Source organism: Klebsiella sp. CN_Kp113 (assembly GCF_040064585.1).
Lineage (GTDB): Bacteria > Pseudomonadota > Gammaproteobacteria > Enterobacterales > Enterobacteriaceae > Klebsiella > Klebsiella michiganensis.
Genome location: NZ_JBEAID010000023.1, coordinates 20,343 through 41,844 on the forward strand (window position 1 = coordinate 20,343; position 21,502 = coordinate 41,844).

Here is a 21,502-nt window from a genome sequence, read left to right on the forward strand (position 1 = left end):
ACAATCCGGCAGGATCCGTTTCCTGGACGCTTGTCCAGTTTTAATGTTGAGGGAAAGTAGTATGTCTCGGCAATGGTTGACGCTGATGGCGATTTTGTTGGTTTATATTCCGGTGGCGATTGACGCCACTGTTCTCCATGTGGCTGCGCCAACGCTCAGCGTAGCGCTGGGGACCAGCGGTAACGAGCTGCTGTGGATTATTGATATTTATTCGCTGGTAATGGCCGGTATGGTGCTGCCTATGGGCGCATTGGGCGATAAAATTGGCTTTAAACGGCTGCTGCTGCTCGGCAGCGGTATTTTTGGCACCGCGTCGCTGGCGGCGGCGTTTTCGCCCACGGCAGAGACGCTGATTGCATCCCGCGCGCTGCTGGCGGTGGGGGCGGCAATGATCGTGCCTGCGACCCTGGCCGGGATCCGCAGCACCTTTTCGCAGGCGCACCAGCGTAATATGGCGCTTGGTCTGTGGGCAGCTGTCGGTTCCGGCGGCGCGGCGTTCGGTCCGCTGGTTGGCGGCATGCTGCTGGAGCATTTTTACTGGGGATCGGTTTTCCTGATCAACGTGCCGATCGTCCTGCTGGTGATAGCGATTAATGCCAAAGTGGTGCCGCGTCAGCCCGCGCGGCGCGAGCAGCCGCTTAATCTATTCCAGGCGCTGATCCTGATCGCCGCCATTTTGATGCTGGTCTTTAGTGCCAAAACGGCGCTCAAAGGGCAAATGGCGCTGTGGTTAACCGGGCTGGTGGCACTATCTGGCGCCGCGATGCTGTTCTGGTTCGTGCGCAAACAGCTCTCGGCATCGCGTCCCATGGTCGATATGCGCCTGTTTACCCATCGCATTATTTTAAGCGGCGTGATGATGGCGATGACCGCGCTGATTACGCTGGTGGGTTTTGAACTGCTGATGGCCCAGGAGCTGCAGTTTGTGCACAGCAAAACGCCTTTTGAAGCCGGGCTGTTTATGCTGCCGGTGATGGTGGCGAGCGGTTTCAGCGGGCCCATTGCCGGCATGCTGGTATCGCGGCTGGGGCTGCGCGAGGTCGCCACCGGCGGAATGCTGCTCAGCGCCCTGAGCTTCCTCGGCCTGTCGATGACCGATTTCAGTACTCAGCAGTGGCAGGCCTGGGGACTGATGACGCTGCTGGGCTTCAGCGTCGCCAGCGCGCTGTTGGCCTCCAGCTCGGCGATCATGGCCGCCGCGCCGAAGGAAAAAGCGGCGGCGGCAGGGGCCATCGAAACCATGGCCTATGAGCTGGGCGCGGGACTGGGGATTGCCCTGTTTGGCCTGATCCTGACCCGCAGCTACACCTCGTCAATTGTTCTGCCGGGTGGAATTGAGGGCGCGGCGGCGGAGCAGGCGTCGTCCTCCATCAGCGAGGCGATTAAGCTGGCGCAGTCGCTGCCCGCCATACCGGCGCAAAGCCTGCTTGAAGCGGCGAAGGCGGCGTTTATTCATTCGCACAGCATCGTGCTGGCGACGGCTGGCGTCCTGCTTCTGCTGCTGGCGGCCGGCATCTGGCGTAGTCTGGCAAAAGCGCCTGAGCTGAATTAACCCTTACAGCTGAAGAGAAAGCGCCATCGCCGCCCGCCGTAGCGGGGCGAGGGCTTTCTCTTTCAGCGCGGCGGCGTTGGTATAGCCTGCCGGAACGCTAACGTTAAGCGCCGCCACCACCTGGCCGCTGCGGGAGAGCAGCGGTACCGCCAGCGAACATAATCCCACCTCAATTTGCCGGTCAGCGAGCGCGTAGCCCTGCATGCGCACTCTGGTGATTTCCTGCCGTAAACCCGGCATATCGCATAGCGTATACGGGGTATAGCGGATCAGATTGGCTCGTGACAGTGTCACTTCAAGCTGTTCTTCCGGCAACGCGCTAAGCAGCACGCGTCCCATCGACGTGGCCCACGCAGGCAGACGGCTGCCGCGGCCGATATCCACGCTGAGCAGGTTATTCACCGCCGCTCTGGCAATATACAGGACGTTATCGCCGTCCAGCGTGGCGGCGGAGCAGGATTCTCCGAGGTTTTTGCCCAGATTATCCAGGGCGCTCTGCGCGACTTTCGCCAGCGGCGTTCCGGCCAGGTAGGCGTGGCCCACCGCCAGCACGCGGGGGAGCAGCTCATAGCTGCGGCCATCCGGGCTATGCACCATACCCAGCGCGGCGAGGGTATAGAGGCAGCGGCGCACAGCCGCGCGGGAGATCTGCGTTTTCTGGCTAAGCTGGGAGATGGTCAGGCGCTGCCGCTGCGGGGTAAACGCGTTAAGGACTTCCAGCCCGCGCGCCAGGGACAGCATAAAGTTAGGGTCGTGTTCAGACTGGCGGGCGCTGAGAGTACCTGGTTTTTTTTCGCTCATACAACCCCTCTTTTATTGAAGATAAAAGTTCATGGGGCATCACTATATCGCGGGTGAAAAACGCGGCGATTCCTTGTTCTGGTTTTACCACGTCGATCACATTATTAACCCCAATTTAACAACCGCGTCGATAATCGCACAACATTTCGATTATCGCCGTTGACCGTCACGATTGGGCAGACCTATTGTCAACAGAATCGTTACCCCGCGTTATGAACAGGGGTATGAAAAGTTATGTATTTCATCACCAGGAAAAAAAGATGACCGCGACCATTGAACGTATTGAAAGCTGGCTGGTAGATATCCCGACCATTCGACCGCACAAACTCTCCATGACCACGATGGGCTGTCAGACGCTGGCGATCGTCCGCATAACCCGTTCGGACGGGATTTGCGGTATTGGCGAAGCCACTACCATCGGTGGATTGAGCTACGGCGTGGAGAGCCCGGAAGCCATCGTGTCGGCGATTAATCATTACCTGACGCCGCTGCTCAAGGGCCAGGCGGCCGATAATCTGAATGTCCTGACCGCGCGGATGAACGGCGCGGTTAAAGGCAATACCTTTGCCAAATCAGCGATCGAAACCGCGCTGCTGGATGCGCAGGGTAAGGCGCTTGGCCTGCCGGTTTCCGCGCTGCTTGGCGGCGCGCTGACGACCTCGCTGCCGGTTCTCTGGACGCTGGCGAGCGGCGATACCGAGAAAGATATTGCCGAGGGGGAAAGGCTGCTGGCGGAGCGTCGCCATCGCGCGTTTAAGCTAAAAATCGGCGCGCGCGAACTGGCGACGGATCTGCGCCACACCCGCGCGATTGTTGAAGCCCTGGGCGATCGGGCCAGCATCCGCGTCGACGTGAATCAGGCGTGGGAAGCCACCGTCGCGGCAAAGGGCTGCCGCGAGCTGGCGGCGATGGGTGTCGATCTGATTGAACAGCCGGTCAGCGCTCAGGACAACGCTGCGCTGGTGCGCCTCAGCCATCACATCGACGCGACTATTCTGGCCGATGAAGCGGTAGCGACCCATTACGAAGGCTATCGCCTGGCGCAGCAGGGATTCAGCGGGGCCTATGCGCTGAAGATTGCCAAAGCGGGCGGGCCAAACAGCGTGCTGGCGCTGGCGAAGGTGGCGCAAGCGGCGGGAATTGGGCTTTACGGCGGCACGATGCTTGAGGGGACCGTTGGCACACTGGCCTCGCTGCACGCCTGGTCGACGCTACCCCTACAGTGGGGCAGCGAGATGTTTGGCCCGCTATTGCTGAAGGACGATATTGTCAGCGTGCCGCTAACGTTCGCCGAAGGCGAGGTGACGCTACCGCAAGCGCCGGGTCTTGGCGCTGAACTGGATGAAGACAAACTGCGCTTCTATAGCCGCAAAGGATAATGGAGGATTTTTATGCTATTTAAAGTCGATATGACCGTGAATATTCCGCTGGGATTTCCTGCCGACGAAATTGAGGAAATTAAGCAGCGAGAAAAAAAGTATTCACAACAACTTCAGCGCGAAGGTAAATGGCGACATATCTGGCGCGTCGCCGGCCTTTACGCCAATGTCAGTATTTTCGATGTGAAAGATGCTGAAGAGCTGCATCAAATTTTAATGGCTCTACCATTATATCCCTTTATGCAAATTCGCGTGGAGGCGCTCTGTCGTCATCCCTCCTCGATTCGCGAAGACGACCGTTAATAAAAAATAATAACTAACCTCGCGCCGAAACTATTCGGCGAATATCCTACAACGATAAGTGAGAAATATTATGAGTAATGCATTCGTACAACAAGATGCTGTGCAACATTTATTGCGTGAAAGTGCGGGTTTAAATGCAACCGGCGGTGACGAGCGTTTTAAAATGATTGTTCATCGTCTGCTGGAAAACCTCTGCACGCTGATTGATGACTATAACGTCACTGAAGAAGAGTTCTGGCATGCGGTGAATTATCTGCATGAATTAGGCGGCCGCCAGGAAGCGGCACTGCTGGCGGCGGGCCTCGGCCTTGAACACTTCCTCGACCTGCGCCAGGACGCGATTGATGCCGCAGCGCAGCGGGAAACCGGCACCCCTCGTACCATTGAAGGCCCGCTGTACGTGGCGAATGCGCCGCTGGCAGACGGACATACCCGCATGGATGATGGTAAAGATGCGGGGGAGGTGATGTGGCTTTATGGCCAGGTTCGCGACACCCAGGGCCACCCGGTAGCTAACGCTATCGTTGATATCTGGCATGCCAATACCCTCGGGAACTACTCTTTCTTCGATCAAAGCCAGAGTGAATATAATCTGCGTCGCCGCATTCGTACCGGCGCCGATGGCTGCTATAGCGTGCGCAGCATTCTGCCATCCGGCTACGGCTGCCCGCCGGATGGGCCAACGCAAAAACTCCTTGACCAGCTGGGGCGTCACGGTAATCGTCCGGCGCATATCCACTTCTTCGTTTCCGCGCCGGGTCATAAACATTTGACCAGCCAAATCAATCTCAACGGCGACAAATACCTGTGGGATGATTTCGCGTTCGCTACCCGCGACGGCCTGATTGCCGATCCGGTAAAAGTCAGCGACCGCGAGCTTATTCAGCGGCGTGAGCTGGAAGGTGAACATACCGAAGTGCGCTTTGATTTTACTCTGTGTAAAGCGCTTAACGCCGATGAAGAACACCGCGGTACGCGCCTGCGTGCGCAGGAGTAACGCGCGGCGTTAATTCTCTTCTCCGGCCAGGCCGTGGTCGGAGAATAAAGCGAAATTGCGACTTCACCGTTTTTCTATTCCTGAATTATGCAGGAGGGCCGACTCATGCAAAAAATGTTCACCACATTAAAAGATAAAATCAACAATGCATTAATTGTTGATCGTGAAAAACATATTTATCGCTGCCATCGCTCAATATTTACCGATCCGCAGCTATTTGATTTTGAAATGAAGCATATTTTTGAAGGGAATTGGCTGTTCCTTGCTCATGAAAGCCAGATTGCGCAGCCTGGAGATTATTACACCCTGACCCTTGGGCGCCAGCCGGTAATAATAACGCGCGATAAAAAGAACGAACTACATGCGCTAATTAACAGCTGCGCCCATCGCGGGGCGATGCTATGTCGTCGCAAAACCGGTAATAAAAGTTCATTTACCTGTCCGTTTCACGGCTGGACGTTCAGTAATAACGGCAAGCTTTTAAAAGCCAAAGATGAAAGTACCGGCGGTTACCCGGAGACTTTCAAGCATGAAGGCTCCCACGACTTAAAGAAGCTGCCGAGGTTTCAATCCTATCGCGGCTTCCTGTTCGGCAGCCTGAATGCCGATGTGCAGCCGCTGGAGGCGTACCTGGGCGAAACCTGCAAAATTATCGACCTGATCGTGGACCAGGCGCCGGAAGGGCTGGAGGTGCTTAACGGATCGTCGAGCTATGTATACGAAGGCAACTGGAAGCTAGGGGCGGAAAACGGTGCTGACGGCTATCACGTTAGCGTGGTCCACTGGAACTACGCTTCCACCATGTCGCGCCGCAACTACGAAGCGGAAGGGACGCACGCGGTAGACGCAAACGGCTGGTCGAAAAGCGTCGGCGGCGGTTACGGCTTTGATAATGGGCATATGCTGCTGTGGACCCGGGTGCTGAACCCGGAAGTGCGGCCGGTCTACGAACATCGTGAACGGCTGCAGGCGGAATTCGGCGAGTCTCGCGCCGGGCAGATGGTCAACGAAACGCGCAACCTGTGCCTCTATCCAAACGTCTATCTGATGGATCAGTTTTCGACGCAGATCCGCGTGATACGCCCCATCGCGGTGGATAAAACCGAAGTCACCATCTGGTGCTTTGCGCCGAAGGGCGAATCTGACCAGGCGCGGGCGCTGCGTATTCGCCAGTATGAGGACTTTTTTAACGTCAGCGGCATGGGAACGCCTGACGATCTGGAAGAGTTCAGCGCCTGCCAGCGCGGCTATCTCGGGGAAAATCTCGCATGGAGCGACCTCAGCCGCGGGGCGCTACATTGGGTCGATGGTCCGGACGAACACGCCCGGCAGGCCGGCTTGCGGCCGCTGCTGAGCGGCGTGAAATCGGAAGACGAAGCTTTGTATATCGCCCACCATCATCACTGGCAAAACGTGATGCTGGCGGCGCTGGAAGCAGAGCAGCGGCGTTACGAGCAGTCGATCACACAACGCGTGGAGGTGGTCTGATGCTCACTCTCGAACAGGTTCGCCAGTTTCTCTATTACGAAGCCCGCCTGCTTGACGACCGCCTGTGGGATGAGTGGCTGAACTGCTACAGTCCACAGGTGGTGTACTGGATGCCCGCCTGGGGGGATGACGACAAGCTCACCCGCGATCCTCAGCGTGAAATTTCGCTGATCTATTACCCGAGCCGCGACGGCCTCGAAGACCGGGTTTACCGCATCAAAACCGAGCGCTCAGGGGCCAGCACCCCGGAACCGCGCACCACCCATATGATCGGCAACGTTGAACTGCTTGGCGAAACCGAACAGGGCATGGAAGTACGCTACAGCTGGGTCACCTACTGTCACCGGTATCAGCAGACGGATACCTGGTTTGGTTCGACCTGCTGCACGCTGAGTGAGGACTCCGGCAAACCGCAAATCATCCGTAAAACCGTGCGCCTGAATAACGATTACATCCGTCAGGTGATTGACGTTTACCATATTTAAGAGGCACTTATGACCTTTAATATTGCTCTCAATTTTGAAGACGGCATCACCCGCTTTATTCAGTGTAACACCGGGGAGAAAGTTCTCGATGCCGCCTATCGTCAGCAGGTCAATCTGCCGATGGATTGTTCGGACGGCGTTTGCGGCACCTGCAAGTGCCGCTGCGTCAGCGGCGAATATGGCCTGGGCGATGAGTTTCTTGAAGAGGCGCTCAGCGAAGAGGAAGCCGCAGAGCGCCAGGTGCTGACCTGCCAGATGGTGCCAACCAGCGATTGCGTCATTGATGTACCGGCGGCGGCAGCCCGCTGCAAGACCGCGCTGGCGAGCGTGGGCGCGACGGTGAAAGCGGTCAATCTCCTGTCAGACACCGCCATTGAGCTGGCGATCGTGCTGGATGAACCGATGGACTTCCTGGCGGGTCAGTACATCAATATTCAGGTTCCCGGAACGCCGCAGGTTCGCGCCTATTCGTTTAGCTCCCTGCCGGGTGGGCGTGAGGGGCGCTTCCTGATCCGTAACGTGCCCGGCGGATTGATGAGCCAGTGGCTGACGCAGCGGGCCATTCCTGGCGATCGTCTGACGCTAAGCGGCCCGATGGGCAGCTTTTACCTGCGCGGCGGCGAGCGCCCGCTGCTACTGCTGGCGGGGGGCACCGGCTTAGCGCCGCTGCTATCAATGCTGCAAACGCTGGCCAGCCAGCGCAGCACCCGACCCATCACCTTGCTCTATGGCGTGACCCGCGACGGCGATCTGGTGAAAACTGACGAGCTTGAGGCATTTACCGGTCAGCTTCCCGCGTATCGCTGGCTGCCGGTGGTTGCCGATGCGCAAAGCCAATGCCCGCAGCGCGGTTTTGTTACCGAACATCTTAATGACGCAATACTCAACAACGGGGATGTGGATATCTATCTGTGCGGGCCCCCACCGATGGTCAATGCGGTAGCCACGGCGCTGCGCGAGAGAGGAATTTCGCCGTCGGGGTTCTGGTATGAAAAATTTATCGCCAGCCAGAGCGCGGCGGCATAAGGAGCAACGATGCGATTTAACCATAAAGTTGTGGCCATTACCGGCGCCGCGCAGGGGATTGGCCGACAGACCGCAGAGCAAGCGGCGCGTGAGGGCGCGCGGCTGCTGTTGATTGACCGCTCTCGCTATGTTCATGAACTGGCGGCGGCGCTGAACGACGCCGGTAGCCAGGCGCTGGCGCTGGAAGCCGATCTTGAACAATGGGAAAGCACCGAGCGGGCTTTTGCCGACGGCGTGGCCCATTTTGGCCACCTGGATGTATTAATTAACAACGTCGGCGGCACCATTTGGGCGCGGCCGTTCGCGGAATATCAGCCGGAGCAGATAGAGAAGGAGATTCGCCGCTCGCTGTTTCCGACCCTGTGGGGCTGTCGGGCTGCGCTACCGTGGATGCTGAAGCAGGGCAAAGGCAGTATCGTTAATATTTCGTCGGTGGCGACGGCGGGCGTGAATCGGGTGCCTTATTCCGCAGCGAAAGGCGGCGTTAATGCGCTGACCCGTTCGCTAGCCCTTGAATATAGCGCAAACGGGATCCGCATTAACGCCGTGGCGCCGGGGGGCACCGAGGCGCCTGCGCGCCGGACGCCGCGGAATGAGGAGCTGCCGTCGGCGCAGGAGCAGGCGTGGTATCAGCAGGTGGTCGATCAGACGGTGGCCAGCAGCCTGATGCATCGCTACGGTACGCTGGCGGAGCAGGCCAATGCCATCCTGTTTCTCGCCAGCGATGAGGCCAGCTATATCACAGGCGTGACGCTGCCGGTCGCCGGCGGCGATCTCGGTTAGCGCCGGGTCGCCTGCCAGCAAAGCAGGGAGCCGGCGCACACCATTCCGGCTCCCTGCCAGAACGACCACGACAGCGCGGCGCTGAGCAGTGCCGCCGCCAGCGCCGAGGAGAGCACCGGCGTAAAGTAGGAGGCGGCGGCCAGCAGGCTGACGTTGCCGTGCAGGATCCCGACGTTCCACGCCGCGTAGCCTAATCCCAGGGCAACGGACAGCGCGATCAGTTTGGCTATCACCGGCCAGCTAAAGACCATGGGCGGCTGTTCGCTGAACAGGAACTTTAGCCACAGGGTCAGGGCGGTAAGCAGAACAAAAAGGGTAATCCCGTTTTTGCCCTTCGCGTATTTAGCGGTGACCGTGCAGTAGGCCGCCCAGATAAACGCGCCGATGAACGCCAGAATATAGCTCAGCGGGCTGGAAACCACGTTGCGGATAATTTCATCTACATTCAGACCATGCTCACCGCCTAATACCCAGGTGACGCCGAATAAAGCGAGAAATAATCCCGGAATAACCAACCAGCTGCTTTTTTGGCCGTTAAACAGAATGGCGAATAAAATCGTCAGGCTGGGCCACAGATAATTAACCATGCCCACTTCAATAGCCTGCTGGCGGCTACCGGCTAATCCGACCGACAGCGCCAGGCAAATTTCATAGCTGACGAACAGCAGGCTCCCTGCCAGTAAATAGGGGCGAGGGATCTGACGTATTTGCGGGAAGCCGACGGTAAAGATCAGCAAAAGGCCGCTCAGGCTGTAGATCATCGCCGCGCCGCCCACCGGACCAAGCCCTTCGCTTACGCCACGAATCAGCCCGACCATGGTGCTCCACAAGACGATAGCGGCCAATCCAATGAGCGTGGCTCTCTTCTTCTCCATATTTAACCTGATGTTGGTTCAAACGCAGTCGGGTTTTATAACACTTTTTTTTCGCTTCCGGGGGATATTTTCCTCCGCGCTTAATCCCAATGGAGTAACGAAATTCAACGTGGCTGACTATTAAGGGGTCATGGGTTCAGGACATTGATTTGACGCAAATAAAACAGGGTTATTGCTGTTAATTTCCACTCCCGCAATGAATAAACATCCCGCATGGAGGGGAACAATGGACGTCAGCCGCAGAAAGTTTTTTAAAATCTGCGCAGGCGGTATGGCCGGAACAACAGCCGCTGCATTGGGTTTTGCGCCCAAAATGGCCCTGGCTCAGGCGCGTAATTACAAATTGCTGCGCGCCAAAGAGATCCGCAACACCTGCACATACTGCTCCGTGGGCTGCGGGCTATTAATGTATAGCCTGGGCGACGGCGCGAAAAACGCGAAAGAAGCGATTTACCACATTGAAGGTGACCCGGATCATCCGGTGAGCCGCGGCGCGCTGTGCCCGAAAGGCGCGGGGTTGCTTGACTATGTTCATAGCGACAACCGCCTGCGCTATCCGCAGTACCGCGCGCCGGGTTCGGATACATGGCAGCGCATCTCCTGGGATGACGCGTTTACCCGCATCGCCAAACTGATGAAAGCCGACCGCGACGCCAATTTTATTGAAAAGAACGAACAGGGCGTGACGGTTAACCGCTGGCTGTCCACCGGGATGTTATGTGCCTCTGCGGCCAGTAATGAAACCGGCATGCTGACGCAAAAATTTGTGCGCTCCCTCGGCATGCTGGCGGTAGACAACCAGGCGCGCGTCTGACACGGACCAACGGTAGCAAGTCTTGCTCCAACATTTGGTCGCGGTGCGATGACCAACCACTGGGTTGATATCAAAAACGCTAACGTCGTGGTGGTGATGGGCGGTAACGCCGCCGAAGCCCATCCGGTGGGATTCCGCTGGGCGATGGAGGCGAAAAACAACAACGATGCGACGCTGATTGTCGTCGACCCGCGCTTTACGCGCACGGCGTCGGTGGCCGATATCTATGCGCCTATTCGCTCCGGCACGGACATTACGTTCCTGTCGGGCGTGCTGCTGTACCTGATCGAAAATAACAAAATCAATGCCGAGTACGTTAAACACTACACCAACGCCAACCTGCTGGTGCGCGACGATTTTGCCTTCGAAGATGGCCTGTTCAGCGGCTACGATGCCGAAAAGCGTCAGTACGATAAATCGTCGTGGAACTATCAGTTCGACGAAAACGGCTACGCCATGCGCGACGAGACGCTGCAGCATCCGCGCTGCGTCTGGAACCTGCTGAAGCAGCACGTTTCGCGCTATACGCCGGAGGTGGTGGAGAATATCTGCGGTACGCCAAAGGCGGACTTCCTCAAAGTGTGCGAAGTGCTGGCGTCAACCAGCGCGGCGGACCGAACCACCACCTTCCTTTACGCGCTGGGCTGGACGCAGCATACCGTCGGGGCGCAGAACATCCGTACCATGGCGATGATTCAACTGCTGCTCGGCAATATGGGGATGGCGGGCGGCGGCGTCAACGCGCTGCGCGGGCACTCCAATATTCAGGGGCTAACCGATTTAGGCCTGCTCTCGACCAGCCTGCCGGGCTACCTGACGCTGCCGTCGGAACAGCAGACGGATCTGCAAAGCTATCTCGCCGCCAATACGCCGAAGGCGACGCTGGCCGAACAGGTGAACTACTGGAGCAACTATCCGAAGTTCTTCGTCAGCCTGATGAAATCGTTCTACGGCGACGCGGCGCAAAAAGAGAACGACTGGGGCTTCCACTGGCTGCCGAAATGGGACCAGGCTTACGACGTTATCAAATATTTCAATATGATGGATAACGGTAACGTCACGGGCTATATCTGCCAGGGCTTCAATCCGGTGGCTTCGTTCCCGGACAAAAACAAGGTGGTCCGCAGCCTGAGCAAGCTGAAGTACATGGTGGTTATCGACCCGCTGGTGACCGAAACGTCGACCTTCTGGCAAAACCACGGCGAGTCGAACGATGTTGACCCGGCGGCGATTCAGACCGAAGTGTTCCGCCTGCCGTCCACCTGCTTCGCCGAAGAGGATGGTTCAATCGCCAACTCCGGGCGCTGGCTGCAGTGGCACTGGAAAGGCCAGGACGCGCCGGGCGAAGCGCGCAACGACGGCGAAATTCTGGCCGGCATTTACCACCGTCTGCGCGAGCTGTATCGCACCGAGGGCGGCAAAGGCGTCGAGCCGCTGCTGAAGATGGGGTGGCACTACAAGCAGCCGGATCGTCCGGAATCAGAAGAGGTCGCGAAAGAGAACAACGGCTACGCGCTGGCGGATCTCTTCGACGCTAACGGCGCGCCGCTGGCGAAGAAGGGCCAGCTGTTGAACAGCTTCGCGCTGCTGCGCGATGACGGTACCACCGCGTCGTCCTGCTGGATCTATACCGGCAGTTGGACCGAGCAGGGCAACCAGATGGCCAACCGCGATAACGCCGATCCGTCAGGCCTCGGCAACACGCTCGGCTGGGCATGGGCGTGGCCGCTCAACCGGCGCGTGCTGTACAACCGCGCGTCGGCGGATATTAACGGCAAGCCGTGGGATGCGAAGCGGATGCTGATCCAGTGGAACGGCAGCAAGTGGGTTGGCAACGATATTCCGGACTTCAATACCGCGCCGCCGGGCAGCAAAACCGGGCCGTTTATTATGCAGCCGGAAGGACTGGGGCGCCTGTTTGCCCTGAATAAGCTGGCGGAAGGTCCGTTCCCGGAACACTACGAGCCGATGGAAACGCCGCTTGGCACCAACCCGCTGCACCCGAACGTGGTCTCCAGCCCGGTGGTGCGCCTGTATGAAAAGGATGCCCTTCGTTTAGGTAAGAAGGATAAATTCCCGTACGTCGGCACCACCTATCGCCTGACCGAGCATTTTCATACCTGGACCAAGCATGCGCTGCTCAATGCGATTGCGCAGCCGGAACAGTTTGTCGAAATCAGCGAAGGTCTGGCGAAAGCGAAGGGGATTGCCAACGGCGATCGGGTGACGGTCAGCAGCAAGCGCGGCTTTATTCGCGCGGTAGCGGTGGTGACGCGTCGTCTGCAAACGCTCAACGTTAACGGCCAGCAGGTAGAAACCGTCGGGATCCCGCTGCACTGGGGTTTTGAAGGGGTAGCCCGCAAAGGTTACATCGCCAATACCCTGACGCCAAACGTCGGGGATTCCAACTCGCAAACGCCGGAGTACAAGGCGTTTCTGGTCAACATCGAGAAAGCGTAAGGAGCGAATGCATGGCGATGGAAACCCAGGACATTATCAAACGCTCCGCCACCAACCCGATCACGCCCGCGCCGCGCGCGCGGGATTTTAAGGCGGAAGTGGCGAAGCTGATCGATGTCTCCTCCTGCGTAGGCTGTAAAGCCTGCCAGGTGGCCTGTTCCGAGTGGAACGATATCCGCGATGAGGTTGGGCACTGCGTCGGGGTGTACGACAACCCCGCCGATCTGAGCGCCAAATCCTGGACGGTAATGCGCTTTAGCGAAACCGAACAGAACGGCAAGCTGGAGTGGCTGATACGCAAAGACGGCTGCATGCACTGCGAGGCTCCGGGCTGCCTGAAGGCGTGCCCGTCCGCCGGGGCGATTATTCAGTACGCTAACGGCATCGTCGACTTTCAGCAGGAGAACTGCATCGGCTGCGGCTACTGCATCGCCGGGTGCCCCTTTAACGTCCCGCGCCTCAATAAAGAGGATAACCGGGTCTATAAGTGCACCCTGTGCGTTGACCGGGTCAGCGTCGGCCAGGAACCGGCCTGCGTGAAAACCTGCCCAACCGGCGCGATTCACTTCGGCAGCAAGAAAGAGATGCTGGAAGTGGCCAACGAGCGCGTGGAAAAGCTGAAGAAACGCGGCTATCCCCATGCCGGGGTGTATAACCCGCCGGGCGTCGGCGGCACCCACGTGATGTACGTGCTGCATCATGCGGACCAGCCGGAGCTGTACCACAACCTGCCGAAAGAGCCGCAGATCGATACGTCGATCAACCTGTGGAAAGGCGCGCTGAAGCCGCTCTCGGCGGTCGGGTTTATCGCCACCTTTGCCGGGCTGATTTATCACTACATCGGGATTGGGCCGAATAAAGAAGCGGATGACGATGAGGAGGAGCATGATGAGTAAATCGAAAATGATTGTGCGCACGAAGTTTATTGACCGCGCCTGTCACTGGACGGTGGTCATCTGCTTTTTCCTGGTGGCGCTATCGGGGATCTCGTTTTTCTTCCCGACGCTGCAGTGGCTGACCGAAACCTTCGGTACGCCGCAGATGGGTCGTATTCTGCATCCGTTCTTCGGGGTACTGATTTTCGTGGCTCTGATGTTTATGTTTGTGCGCTTTGTCCATCACAATATTCCCGACAAGCAGGATATCCCCTGGCTCAAGGGCATTATTGAGGTACTGAAAGGCAACGAGCATAAAGTGGCGCGGGTAGGGAAATATAACGCGGGGCAGAAAATGATGTTCTGGACCATCATGAGCATGATTTTTGTGCTGCTGGTGACCGGCGTGATTATCTGGCGGCCCTGGTTTGCCCACTATTTCCCGATTCAGGTTATTCGCTATAGCCTACTGATTCACGCGACCTCGGCGATTATTCTTATTCATGCGATTCTGATCCACATGTATATGGCGTTTTGGGTGAAGGGATCGATTAAAGGCATGATCGAAGGGAAGGTGAGTCGCCGCTGGGCGAAGAAGCATCATCCGCGCTGGTATCGCGAGGTGGAGCGTCAGGAAGCGAAGAAAGAGAGCTGTGAAGGGCTGAAGTAAGCGTAACTGAGCAACCCGCTCTGGCTGAAGCCGGAGCGGATCGGCTATTGGTAACAAGGGCGTCAATGGCGGAAATAACTTCGCCTCTGGCGCTTTTTAAGTTACAGATAAAATCTTCGCGCTTGATCGGCTTATTATTAAGGTTTGTCATCATCGGCGAACAAAGCATAAACGTTTCAAATTCAATATTTACCTCAGGAACTGAATAATCAATCTGCCAGTGAACCTATGAAATAATCACGCCGTTTTATGGATAAATATGCCACCCGGCGTTTTTATCTGGTCTGCCGTTTAATAATGCACAATAATGCCGGCGATATGTTTTATAACAAGTGATTAGTTGTATGAAAAAGACTATTTTTTCGTTAGCGCTTGGCACTTTTGGTCTCGGAATGGCGGAATTTGGCATCATGGGCGTATTACCTGAAATTGCCCGTGACGTCGGAATATCTATTCCCGCCGCGGGCAATATGATCTCCTGGTATGCGCTTGGCGTCGTCATCGGCGCGCCGGTGATGGCGCTATTCTCCAGCCGCTTTTCGTTAAAATCGGTGATGCTGTTCCTCGTGGCGCTGTGCGTTATCGGCAATGCCATCTTTACGCTATCTTCCAGCTATTCGATGCTGGCGCTGGGGCGCCTGATCTCCGGTTTCCCGCACGGCGCCTTCTTTGGCGTGGGGGCGATCGTTCTGTCGAAAATTGCGCCGCCGGGGAAGGTCACCGCCGCGGTGGCGGGAATGATTGCCGGAATGACGGTCGCTAATTTGCTGGGGGTTCCCGCCGGAACCTGGCTTGGCCATCAGTTTAGCTGGCGCTATACCTTTCTGGCGATTGCGGTGTTTGACATCGCCGTGCTGGTCGCCATCGCCTGGTGGGTGCCCACGCTGTTTGATAAACCGACGACGCGCTTGCGCGCGCAGTTTCATTTTTTAACATCGCCTGCACCGTGGTTAATTTTTGCTGCGACGATGTTCGGCAATGCCGGCGTATTCGCGTGGTTTAGCTATATTAAGCCGTTTATGATTAACGTCTCTGGTTTTGGTGAGAGCGCCATCATAGCCATTATGCTGCTGGCGGGGCTGGGGATGGTTCTGGGGAATTTATTCAGCGGTAAAGTCTCCGTCCGTTATAGCCCGTTACGTATTGCCGCCGTGACGGATGGCGTGATTGTCGTGACCTTATTACTTCTGTTCCTGCTGGGTGAGAATAAAGCCGCCGCATTAACCCTCGCGTTTATTTGCTGCGCGGCCCTGTTTGCCCTGTCGGCACCGCTGCAAATTCTGCTGCTGCAAAATGCGAAGGGCGGCGAGATGCTGGGCGCGGCGGGCGGCCAGATCGCCTTTAATCTCGGCAGCGCCATTGGGGCGCTATTCGGCGGGATGATGATTACGGCCGGTCCTGGCTGGCGTTTCGTTGCCTTACCGGCCGCGCTGCTTTCGTTTCTTGCGCTCAGTTCGCTGCTGATTTATGCCCGCCATCAGCGGCGTCTGGCCTGATTAAGCCCGCCGGCGGCTATTCCTGCCACGGTTCGCCGAGGGTCAGCATTAACCGGTTGGCCCAGGCAAAGAAAGCCGCCGATTGCAGTAAATCCAGTTGGGCGAGGGTATCCAGCCCCTGTTGCTCGACGGCGGCAAGGTGGTCAACGGACAAAGCGGGAGGGGTAACGGAAATCGCGGCGGCGAAATCGATCTGCGCCTGCCATCCCGGCGTCTGCCCGTCGCTTAACTGCTCTCCCGGCGTCACCGCCAGCAGCGTCTCTACCGCCGTTTCATCTTTGGCCAGCTGTGCCGCTTTGCGCGCATGCACCGAGGCGCAATAAATACAGCCGTTGATTTTGCTCGCCACCGTTGCCGCCAGCTCGCGCTCGGCGCGCGGCAGGCCGCCGGGAGTATAAAAGATCCCTTTATCGGTTAACGTGCGCTGCTCGAGGAGCGGCAGGTTGCGCGCCAGCAGGCGGAAGTAGGGCGAATCGCTGTGGCCGAATTTCGCCAGCAGCGCCTGCTCGTCGGGGGTAAATTCCGCCAGCGGTTTAGCCGCCAGCCAGGGCTCCCAGTGCAGTTCATCGCGGGTGAAGTGTACCGGCGCCTTCTTACCGCTGATGGTTTGCGGCGAGGTATGCCAGAATCCCGCCACCGTCGGGGTTTGTGCGACGTGGATATTTTTGCCGTTAAGCAGGCGCAGCCCAACGACCAGCCGGCTCTGGAAGCTGACAAACGCGATAAGCTGGGCGAGGGTGACGATGCCGCGCAGGCTCCATCCGGCGCGGATTAAGGCCTCAAGCGCCGACGGCGTGGCCTCCACGGGCGTAAAGGTCAACAGCCGGGCAAAGGCCAGCGCCGGCGCCAGCCGCGGCGATGTGGGGTCGGCAATGCCAAAGCCGGCGTAGTGGGCGGCCAGCGCATCGCTCTCATGCAGCTTCGCCACCCTCGCGGCCACGGCAAAACGCTCGTCGAGCGGAAAGTCGTTATCCTGCTGACCAAACAGCGTTTCATAACTTCCCTGAGCATGGCGGGTGGCCGCCTCGCGCACGGCTCGCGCCGCCGCTAAGGCGGAATCGGGGGCAATTTCTGCCATTTCGGCCAATATATCCTGACTGAGCGTCATGGTGACTCCTTATCGTATCTGCGGGGCAATATGCTGAGCGATCAGCTCAATGGAACGAAGCGTGTCGCGGTGCGAGGGTTCAACGGAGTGCACCTGAAACGAAATATCGGTTACCCGCCGCAGGACGCTATCGCGGGCCAGCGAAGCGGCGACGTGCTGCGGGTCGCCAACGTGCGCGTCAAGCTGCGGCAAAAAATCAGTGACAGTGTCACCAATAATATCATGACCTGCGGCGCGATGCTGGGCAGCCTGCTGGCGCAGGCCGGGTTCAGCGACCTGCAGCGCATACTGCTGGCTATCGGCGACAAAGGCCGTCCGCGAGGCGAGGATCCTTGGCTCGACGCCCGCCGGCAGCGCGGCGAGATAGGCGTCAATAATCGGATTCTGGATAGCGTCCAGCGGCAGCGTGGGCTGTCCGGCCGGACGCGGCTGCGTGCGCGAGAGCATCAGCCCGTGCCCGGCCTGAGCCGCGCGAACCGCCCCCTCAATGGAAAAGGTGGCAATCCAGAGGCGCTCCGCCAGCTGCGGCGCCTGAGGGTACAGATGATTATCCGGGTGCGAGAGCGAATCCCCGCGCCAGGCGCTTTGAATCAGATGCAGGTGTTCGGCAAATACCGCGCTGCGCTGGTCCATCGTCAGCCCGAAGGGTAAAAACGAAGTGGGGGTGCCGCCGGAGCCGAAGCCCACCTCCAGCCGTCCATCGGCGAGCAGATCCAGCACCGCCGCATCCTCCGCCACCCGCAGCGGGTTTTCCATGGGCAGGGTGATAATGGCGGTGCCAAGACGAATGCGCTCGGTGTGCGCCGCGGCGTGGGCGAGAAAGACCAGCGGCGACGGCAGGCCGCCTTCGTGCTCATGAAAATGGTGCTGAGCGATCCACGCGCTGTCGAATCCCAGGCGTTCCGCGTGGCGAATTTGCTCGGTGGCCAGCCGGTAGCGCTCTTTAGGCGTGGCGTGGTCCAGCAGACGGGTGAAAAAGCCCAGTCGTTTACGCGTCATGCAACCTCCTTGCTCGGGGATGAAAAGTGGGGAATCGCGGCGATAAGCTCGCGGGTATAGTCATGCTGCGGGGCGCTGAACAGTCGGCTGACGTCGCCGTGTTCAACCACCTGGCCCGCCCGCAGCACCGTCACGCTGTGGGCGATACGGCGCACCGTCGCCAAATCGTGAGTGATAAACAGATAGCTCAGCCCCAGCTGCTGCTGAAGCTGCTGCAGCAGCGCGAGAATTTGCGCCTGCACCGTGACGTCCAGCGCCGAAGTCGCTTCATCGAGGACAAGGATCGTCGGTTCAAGGATTAAGGCGCGGGCGATGGCCACCCGCTGCCGCTGGCCGCCGGAAAGCTCACGGGCGGTTCGCGACAGCAGCTCCGGAGCGAGCGCCACGCGGGCGGCGACCGTTTCGACGCGCTGGCGCCGCACTTCGGCGTTGAGTCGGTCGAAGTTTTTTAACGGCTCTTCGATAATCTCAAACAGCGTTTGCCGCGGGTCCAGCGAGGCAAAAGGATTCTGGTAAACGAACTGAATTTTACGCCGCAGCTGGCGGAGCGCCTCGCGGCTGAGATGCCCGGCATCGATACCGTCGATAGCGATATGGCCGCTATCGGCCTTTTCGAATCCCAGCAGGATCCGCGCAAGCGTCGTTTTGCCGGAGCCGGACTCGCCGACCAGCGCGTGGGTGCTGCCGCGCTTCACCTCGAAGCTCACGGCGTCCAGCGCCTGCAAATGCGCGGAGCCTAATGAGAAGCGCTTGCTGATGCCCTCCACGCGGATCGCCGGGGTCGCCAGCACGCGCCCGCTGGCCGGGGCAATGGTTAGCGTCGAACCCTGGAGATCGCTCAGCAGCTGGCGGGTATAGGTATGCTGCGGCGTACGTATGACATCGCCGGTCGCGCCCTGTTCCTGAATCTCGCCGTGGCGAAAGACCAGCAGGCGGTCGGCGCGTTCCGCCGCCAGCGCCAGATCGTGGGTGACGAACAGTACCGCCGTGCCGGACTCCCGGCGCAGCGTATCCAGCAGGTCGAGGATCCGTTTCTGTACCGTCACGTCGAGGGCGCTGGTGGGCTCATCGGCAATGATTAAGTCGGGTTTCAGGGCGATCGCGATAGCAATCAGCACCCGCTGCTTCATACCGCCTGAAAGCTGGTGGGGATATTGATCGATGCGCTGTTCCGGGTGGCTCAGCCCAACTTTGGTCAGCAGCGCCAGCACCTGCGCTTTACGCGCCGCGACGCTGCTTTTTTGATGCAGACGCAGGATTTCGCCCACCTGCGCGCCGATGGTTTTCACCGGATTCAGGGAGTTGCCCGGATCCTGAGGCACCAGGCTAATCCGCGCGCCGCGCAGGCCGTCGAGGCGTTTAGCGGACCAGCCGCTGATATCTTCGCCATTAATCAAGATACGCCCGCTGTCCCGGCGCGCGTTATCCGCCAGCAGGCCAATAATCGCCTGCGCGGTGGTGGTTTTACCCGAGCCGGATTCACCGACAAACGCCAGCATTTCGCCGCGTTTGACCTGAAAACTCACGTCGTGCACGACCTCGCGCCATTCACGCTGTGAACGATAGCTGATGCGCAGATGCTCTACGCTTAAAACATTCATCGGCGTTCTCCGCTAAATTGACGGCTAATACGGTTGGCGGCGAGCACGACCGCAATCACCGCAATACCGGGAAGGGTGGTCAGCCACCAGGCGGTGGAGAGATAGTTGCGGCCTTCGGCGATCAGCAGACCCCACTCCGGGACCGGCGGCGGCGTGCCGTAGCCGAGAAAACTCAGGGTCGAGAGCGCCAGAATGGCCTGGCCGAACTGGAGGGTGGCAAAGGCCAGCACCGCGGTGAGCGAGTTGGGCAGAATATGCCGCCAGAAAACGGCGAAAAAGGTGCCGCCGCTGCCGTAGGCCGCTTCGACGAAGTCGCTGTGGCGTACGCGGACCACCTCCGCTCGCGCCAGGCGGGCAAAGCTGGCGACGGCCGCCGCGCCTACCGCGACGGCGGCGTTGAGCGTGCCGAAACCGAGCAGAATGATGACCGTCAGCGACAGTAATAAAGAGGGGATCGCCAGCAGCACGTCGACCAGGCGCATGATTGCCGACTCCACGCGTCCCGCCAGCGCGCCGGCCAGCGTGCCCAGCGCGGTACCGATAAACAGGCCGATCGCCACCGCCGCCAGCGCGGCGGAAAGCGAATGAACGGCGCCGAAGACGATGCGGCTCCACAGATCGCGGCCCAGCTGGTCGGTTCCCAGCCAGTGGCCGGCCTGCGGGGCCAGCCGCTGGGCGCCGGGGAACCCTTCCAGCGGGCTATAGGCGGTAAACAGCTGCGGAGCGATAGCCATCAGCGCGGCAACGATCATCACCGCCCAGGCCAGCAGCAGACCGGGCTGGACGCGCCGCGTACGCCAGTTTGACGTGCGGCGGCGCGCGGCGGTTGCGTAATCCACCAGGCTCATACGGCACCTCCGATAACGGTTTTCAGGCGCGGGTCGAACAGCGGCATCAGCAGGTCGACCAGCAGATTAATCAGCACGAAACCGAGGGCAGAGATCATCACCACCGCCTGCAGTACCGCGATATCCTGATTATTAACGGCCTGCTGCGTCAGCAGGCCCAGACCGCCGCGGCCAAACACGGTTTCGGTAATCAGCGCGCCGGCGATCAGTTCCCCCAGCAGCAGACCGGCGATGTTGAGCACCGGCAGCAGGGCGTTGCCGGTAACGTGCCGCCACAGGGCGCCGGTTTCGCTCAGGCCTTTGGCGCGGGCAACGGCGACAAACGGCTGCGCGGCGACCTGATCCAGACTGCGTATCAGGATTTGCGCCAGCGGAGCGGAAATCGGCACCGCGACGGCAATAATGGGCAAAATCAGCCCCTCAATCGGCCCGGGATTGATCACCGGGATCCAGCGCAGCTGAAAGGAGAAAATCTGAATCAGGGCGATACCGAGCCAGAACGTCGGCAGCGAGATAAACAGCGCCGGCAGGGATTGCAGCGTGTTGCTGAGCCAGCGCAGGCCCGGCAGCCGTGAGGCGAAGGCGAGGGCGAAGGCCAGCGCCACCGCCAGAGCAAAGGCGGGCAGCGCCAGGCTTAATGTTTCCGGCAGGTTGCTGGCGATAAGCGCGCTGACCGGCAGCCCGGCCTGCAGCGAATAGCCAAAATCGCCACGCAGCATGGCCATCAGCGTGTGGAAGTACTGTCTCCACAGCGGGCTATCGGCCCCGTAGGCGAGGCGCATTTCGGCGATCTGCTCAGGGCTGAGCCCCAGATCCGGATTCTGAAACTTGATCAGTACCGCATCGCCGGGTAGCACCTGTAACAGGACGAAGGAGAGGGTAAACGCGGCCCACAGCACCAGTAAACCCTGACCGGACCGCCGCAGAAGATAGTGGCTCATC

General features: G+C 59.1%; 18 protein-coding genes and 1 pseudogene. 12 read left to right on the forward strand and 7 right to left on the reverse strand.

The genetic code is table 11. From position 1 onward, the window contains the following. The first annotated feature begins 61 nt into the window (after positions 1–61). The gene (locus ABLV30_RS15270) at positions 62–1,552 is read left to right on the forward strand and encodes an MFS transporter (protein WP_004850706.1); all 1,491 of its coding nucleotides are present in this window, start codon (positions 62–64) and stop codon (positions 1,550–1,552) included. A 3-nt stretch (positions 1,553–1,555) separates the two neighbouring features. On the opposite strand, the pseudogene ABLV30_RS15275 reads toward ABLV30_RS15270, so the two are convergent. Next, positions 1,556–2,393, reverse strand: a pseudogene (locus ABLV30_RS15275) (IclR family transcriptional regulator C-terminal domain-containing protein). 172 nt (positions 2,394–2,565) lie between these two features. Here ABLV30_RS15275 and ABLV30_RS15280 point away from each other — a divergent pair. The 7 genes from ABLV30_RS15280 (at position 2,566) to benD (ending at position 8,814) form a co-directional block, all read left to right on the forward strand. Beyond that, positions 2,566–3,732, forward strand: coding sequence for a muconate cycloisomerase family protein (locus ABLV30_RS15280; RefSeq protein ID WP_180978536.1), 1,167 nt, complete (start codon positions 2,566–2,568; stop codon positions 3,730–3,732). A 12-nt stretch (positions 3,733–3,744) separates the two neighbouring features. Next, the gene (gene catC, locus ABLV30_RS15285) at positions 3,745–4,035 is read left to right on the forward strand and encodes a muconolactone Delta-isomerase (RefSeq protein WP_004101911.1); all 291 of its coding nucleotides are present in this window, start codon (positions 3,745–3,747) and stop codon (positions 4,033–4,035) included. A 70-nt stretch (positions 4,036–4,105) separates the two neighbouring features. Then, positions 4,106–5,032 (forward strand): catechol 1,2-dioxygenase, encoded by a 927-nt coding sequence (catA, locus tag ABLV30_RS15290; protein ID WP_046878381.1) that lies wholly within the window; start codon positions 4,106–4,108, stop codon positions 5,030–5,032. A 105-nt stretch (positions 5,033–5,137) separates the two neighbouring features. After that, complete coding sequence (locus tag ABLV30_RS15295; RefSeq protein ID WP_046878380.1) at positions 5,138–6,520, forward strand: Rieske 2Fe-2S domain-containing protein; 1,383 nt, start codon at positions 5,138–5,140, stop codon at positions 6,518–6,520. Further along, positions 6,520–7,005, forward strand: coding sequence for an aromatic-ring-hydroxylating dioxygenase subunit beta (locus ABLV30_RS15300; RefSeq protein WP_025108250.1), 486 nt, complete (start codon positions 6,520–6,522; stop codon positions 7,003–7,005). The genes ABLV30_RS15295 and ABLV30_RS15300 overlap by 1 nt, the downstream gene beginning before the upstream one ends. Before the next feature lie 9 nt (positions 7,006–7,014). Further along, positions 7,015–8,031 (forward strand): benzoate 1,2-dioxygenase electron transfer component BenC, encoded by a 1,017-nt coding sequence (gene benC / locus ABLV30_RS15305; protein ID WP_265799835.1) that lies wholly within the window; start codon positions 7,015–7,017, stop codon positions 8,029–8,031. 9 nt (positions 8,032–8,040) lie between these two features. After that, entirely contained in the window at positions 8,041–8,814 is a 774-nt protein-coding gene (gene benD / locus ABLV30_RS15310) for a benzoate diol dehydrogenase BenD (protein ID WP_025108252.1), read from the forward strand. Here the strand turns inward: benD and yddG are convergent. Next, the gene (gene yddG / locus ABLV30_RS15315; RefSeq protein WP_064357529.1) at positions 8,811–9,689 is read right to left on the reverse strand and encodes an aromatic amino acid DMT transporter YddG; all 879 of its coding nucleotides are present in this window, start codon (positions 9,687–9,689) and stop codon (positions 8,811–8,813) included. The genes benD and yddG overlap by 4 nt on opposite strands. A 226-nt stretch (positions 9,690–9,915) precedes the next feature. On the opposite strand from yddG, the gene fdnG reads away from it, so the two are divergent. From fdnG to araJ, 4 genes are all read left to right on the forward strand, one after another. Then, complete coding sequence (gene fdnG, locus ABLV30_RS15320) at positions 9,916–12,963, forward strand: formate dehydrogenase-N subunit alpha (protein ID WP_265799836.1); 3,048 nt, start codon at positions 9,916–9,918, stop codon at positions 12,961–12,963. Positions 12,964–12,974: 11 nt separating this feature from the next. Then, on the forward strand, positions 12,975–13,859 hold the full coding sequence (gene fdxH, locus ABLV30_RS15325) for a formate dehydrogenase subunit beta (RefSeq protein WP_348865619.1): 885 nt from the start codon (positions 12,975–12,977) through the stop codon (positions 13,857–13,859). Continuing rightward, a complete protein-coding gene (fdnI, locus tag ABLV30_RS15330; RefSeq protein WP_004120645.1) occupies positions 13,852–14,508 on the forward strand; it encodes a formate dehydrogenase-N subunit gamma in 657 nt (218 codons plus the stop codon). The genes fdxH and fdnI overlap by 8 nt, the downstream gene beginning before the upstream one ends. 344 nt (positions 14,509–14,852) lie before the next feature. Further along, positions 14,853–16,004, forward strand: coding sequence for an MFS transporter AraJ (gene araJ, locus ABLV30_RS15335; protein WP_265799838.1), 1,152 nt, complete (start codon positions 14,853–14,855; stop codon positions 16,002–16,004). A gap of 16 nt (positions 16,005–16,020) precedes the next feature. Here araJ and ABLV30_RS15340 read toward each other — a convergent pair whose 3' ends face one another. Genes ABLV30_RS15340 through ABLV30_RS15360 form a run of 5 tightly spaced genes read right to left on the reverse strand, consistent with a single transcriptional unit; the run spans position 16,021 to position 21,501 of the window. Further along, complete coding sequence (locus ABLV30_RS15340) at positions 16,021–17,112, reverse strand: alkylhydroperoxidase domain protein (RefSeq protein ID WP_257198623.1); 1,092 nt, start codon at positions 17,110–17,112, stop codon at positions 16,021–16,023. A 9-nt stretch (positions 17,113–17,121) separates the two neighbouring features. Continuing rightward, positions 17,122–18,111, reverse strand: a complete 990-nt coding sequence (locus ABLV30_RS15345; RefSeq protein WP_048263027.1) for a putative FMN-dependent luciferase-like monooxygenase — start codon at positions 18,109–18,111, stop codon at positions 17,122–17,124. Beyond that, entirely contained in the window at positions 18,108–19,712 is a 1,605-nt protein-coding gene (locus ABLV30_RS15350) for an ABC transporter ATP-binding protein (protein WP_102803939.1), read from the reverse strand. The genes ABLV30_RS15345 and ABLV30_RS15350 overlap by 4 nt, the downstream gene beginning before the upstream one ends. Continuing rightward, positions 19,709–20,560 (reverse strand): ABC transporter permease, encoded by an 852-nt coding sequence (locus ABLV30_RS15355; protein WP_047723864.1) that lies wholly within the window; start codon positions 20,558–20,560, stop codon positions 19,709–19,711. Before ABLV30_RS15355 ends, ABLV30_RS15350 begins: the two co-directional genes overlap by 4 nt. Beyond that, positions 20,557–21,501 carry an ABC transporter permease gene (locus ABLV30_RS15360; RefSeq protein ID WP_032749160.1) on the reverse strand — a complete coding sequence of 315 codons (945 nt, stop codon included), beginning with the start codon at positions 21,499–21,501 and terminating at the stop codon, positions 20,557–20,559. Before ABLV30_RS15360 ends, ABLV30_RS15355 begins: the two co-directional genes overlap by 4 nt. Position 21,502: the final 1 nt, after the last annotated feature.

Bases quoted from the DNA above. Each gene is read 5' to 3' on its own strand.
- ABLV30_RS15270 (WP_004850706.1), top strand. From the start codon at position 62: ATGTCTCGGCAATGGTTGACGCTGATGGCGATTTTGTTGGTTTATATT.
- ABLV30_RS15280 (WP_180978536.1), top strand. From the start codon at position 2,566: ATGAACAGGGGTATGAAAAGTTATGTATTTCATCACCAGGAAAAAAAG.
- catC (WP_004101911.1), top strand. From the start codon at position 3,745: ATGCTATTTAAAGTCGATATGACCGTGAATATTCCGCTGGGATTTCCT.
- catA (WP_046878381.1), top strand. From the start codon at position 4,106: ATGAGTAATGCATTCGTACAACAAGATGCTGTGCAACATTTATTGCGT.
- ABLV30_RS15295 (WP_046878380.1), top strand. From the start codon at position 5,138: ATGCAAAAAATGTTCACCACATTAAAAGATAAAATCAACAATGCATTA.
- ABLV30_RS15300 (WP_025108250.1), top strand. From the start codon at position 6,520: ATGCTCACTCTCGAACAGGTTCGCCAGTTTCTCTATTACGAAGCCCGC.
- benC (WP_265799835.1), top strand. From the start codon at position 7,015: ATGACCTTTAATATTGCTCTCAATTTTGAAGACGGCATCACCCGCTTT.
- benD (WP_025108252.1), top strand. From the start codon at position 8,041: ATGCGATTTAACCATAAAGTTGTGGCCATTACCGGCGCCGCGCAGGGG.
- yddG (WP_064357529.1), bottom strand. From the start codon at position 9,689: ATGGAGAAGAAGAGAGCCACGCTCATTGGATTGGCCGCTATCGTCTTG.
- fdxH (WP_348865619.1), top strand. From the start codon at position 12,975: ATGGCGATGGAAACCCAGGACATTATCAAACGCTCCGCCACCAACCCG.
- fdnI (WP_004120645.1), top strand. From the start codon at position 13,852: ATGAGTAAATCGAAAATGATTGTGCGCACGAAGTTTATTGACCGCGCC.
- araJ (WP_265799838.1), top strand. From the start codon at position 14,853: ATGAAAAAGACTATTTTTTCGTTAGCGCTTGGCACTTTTGGTCTCGGA.
- ABLV30_RS15340 (WP_257198623.1), bottom strand. From the start codon at position 17,112: ATGACGCTCAGTCAGGATATATTGGCCGAAATGGCAGAAATTGCCCCC.
- ABLV30_RS15345 (WP_048263027.1), bottom strand. From the start codon at position 18,111: ATGACGCGTAAACGACTGGGCTTTTTCACCCGTCTGCTGGACCACGCC.
- ABLV30_RS15350 (WP_102803939.1), bottom strand. From the start codon at position 19,712: ATGAATGTTTTAAGCGTAGAGCATCTGCGCATCAGCTATCGTTCACAG.
- ABLV30_RS15355 (WP_047723864.1), bottom strand. From the start codon at position 20,560: ATGAGCCTGGTGGATTACGCAACCGCCGCGCGCCGCCGCACGTCAAAC.
- ABLV30_RS15360 (WP_032749160.1), bottom strand. From the start codon at position 21,501: ATGAGCCACTATCTTCTGCGGCGGTCCGGTCAGGGTTTACTGGTGCTG.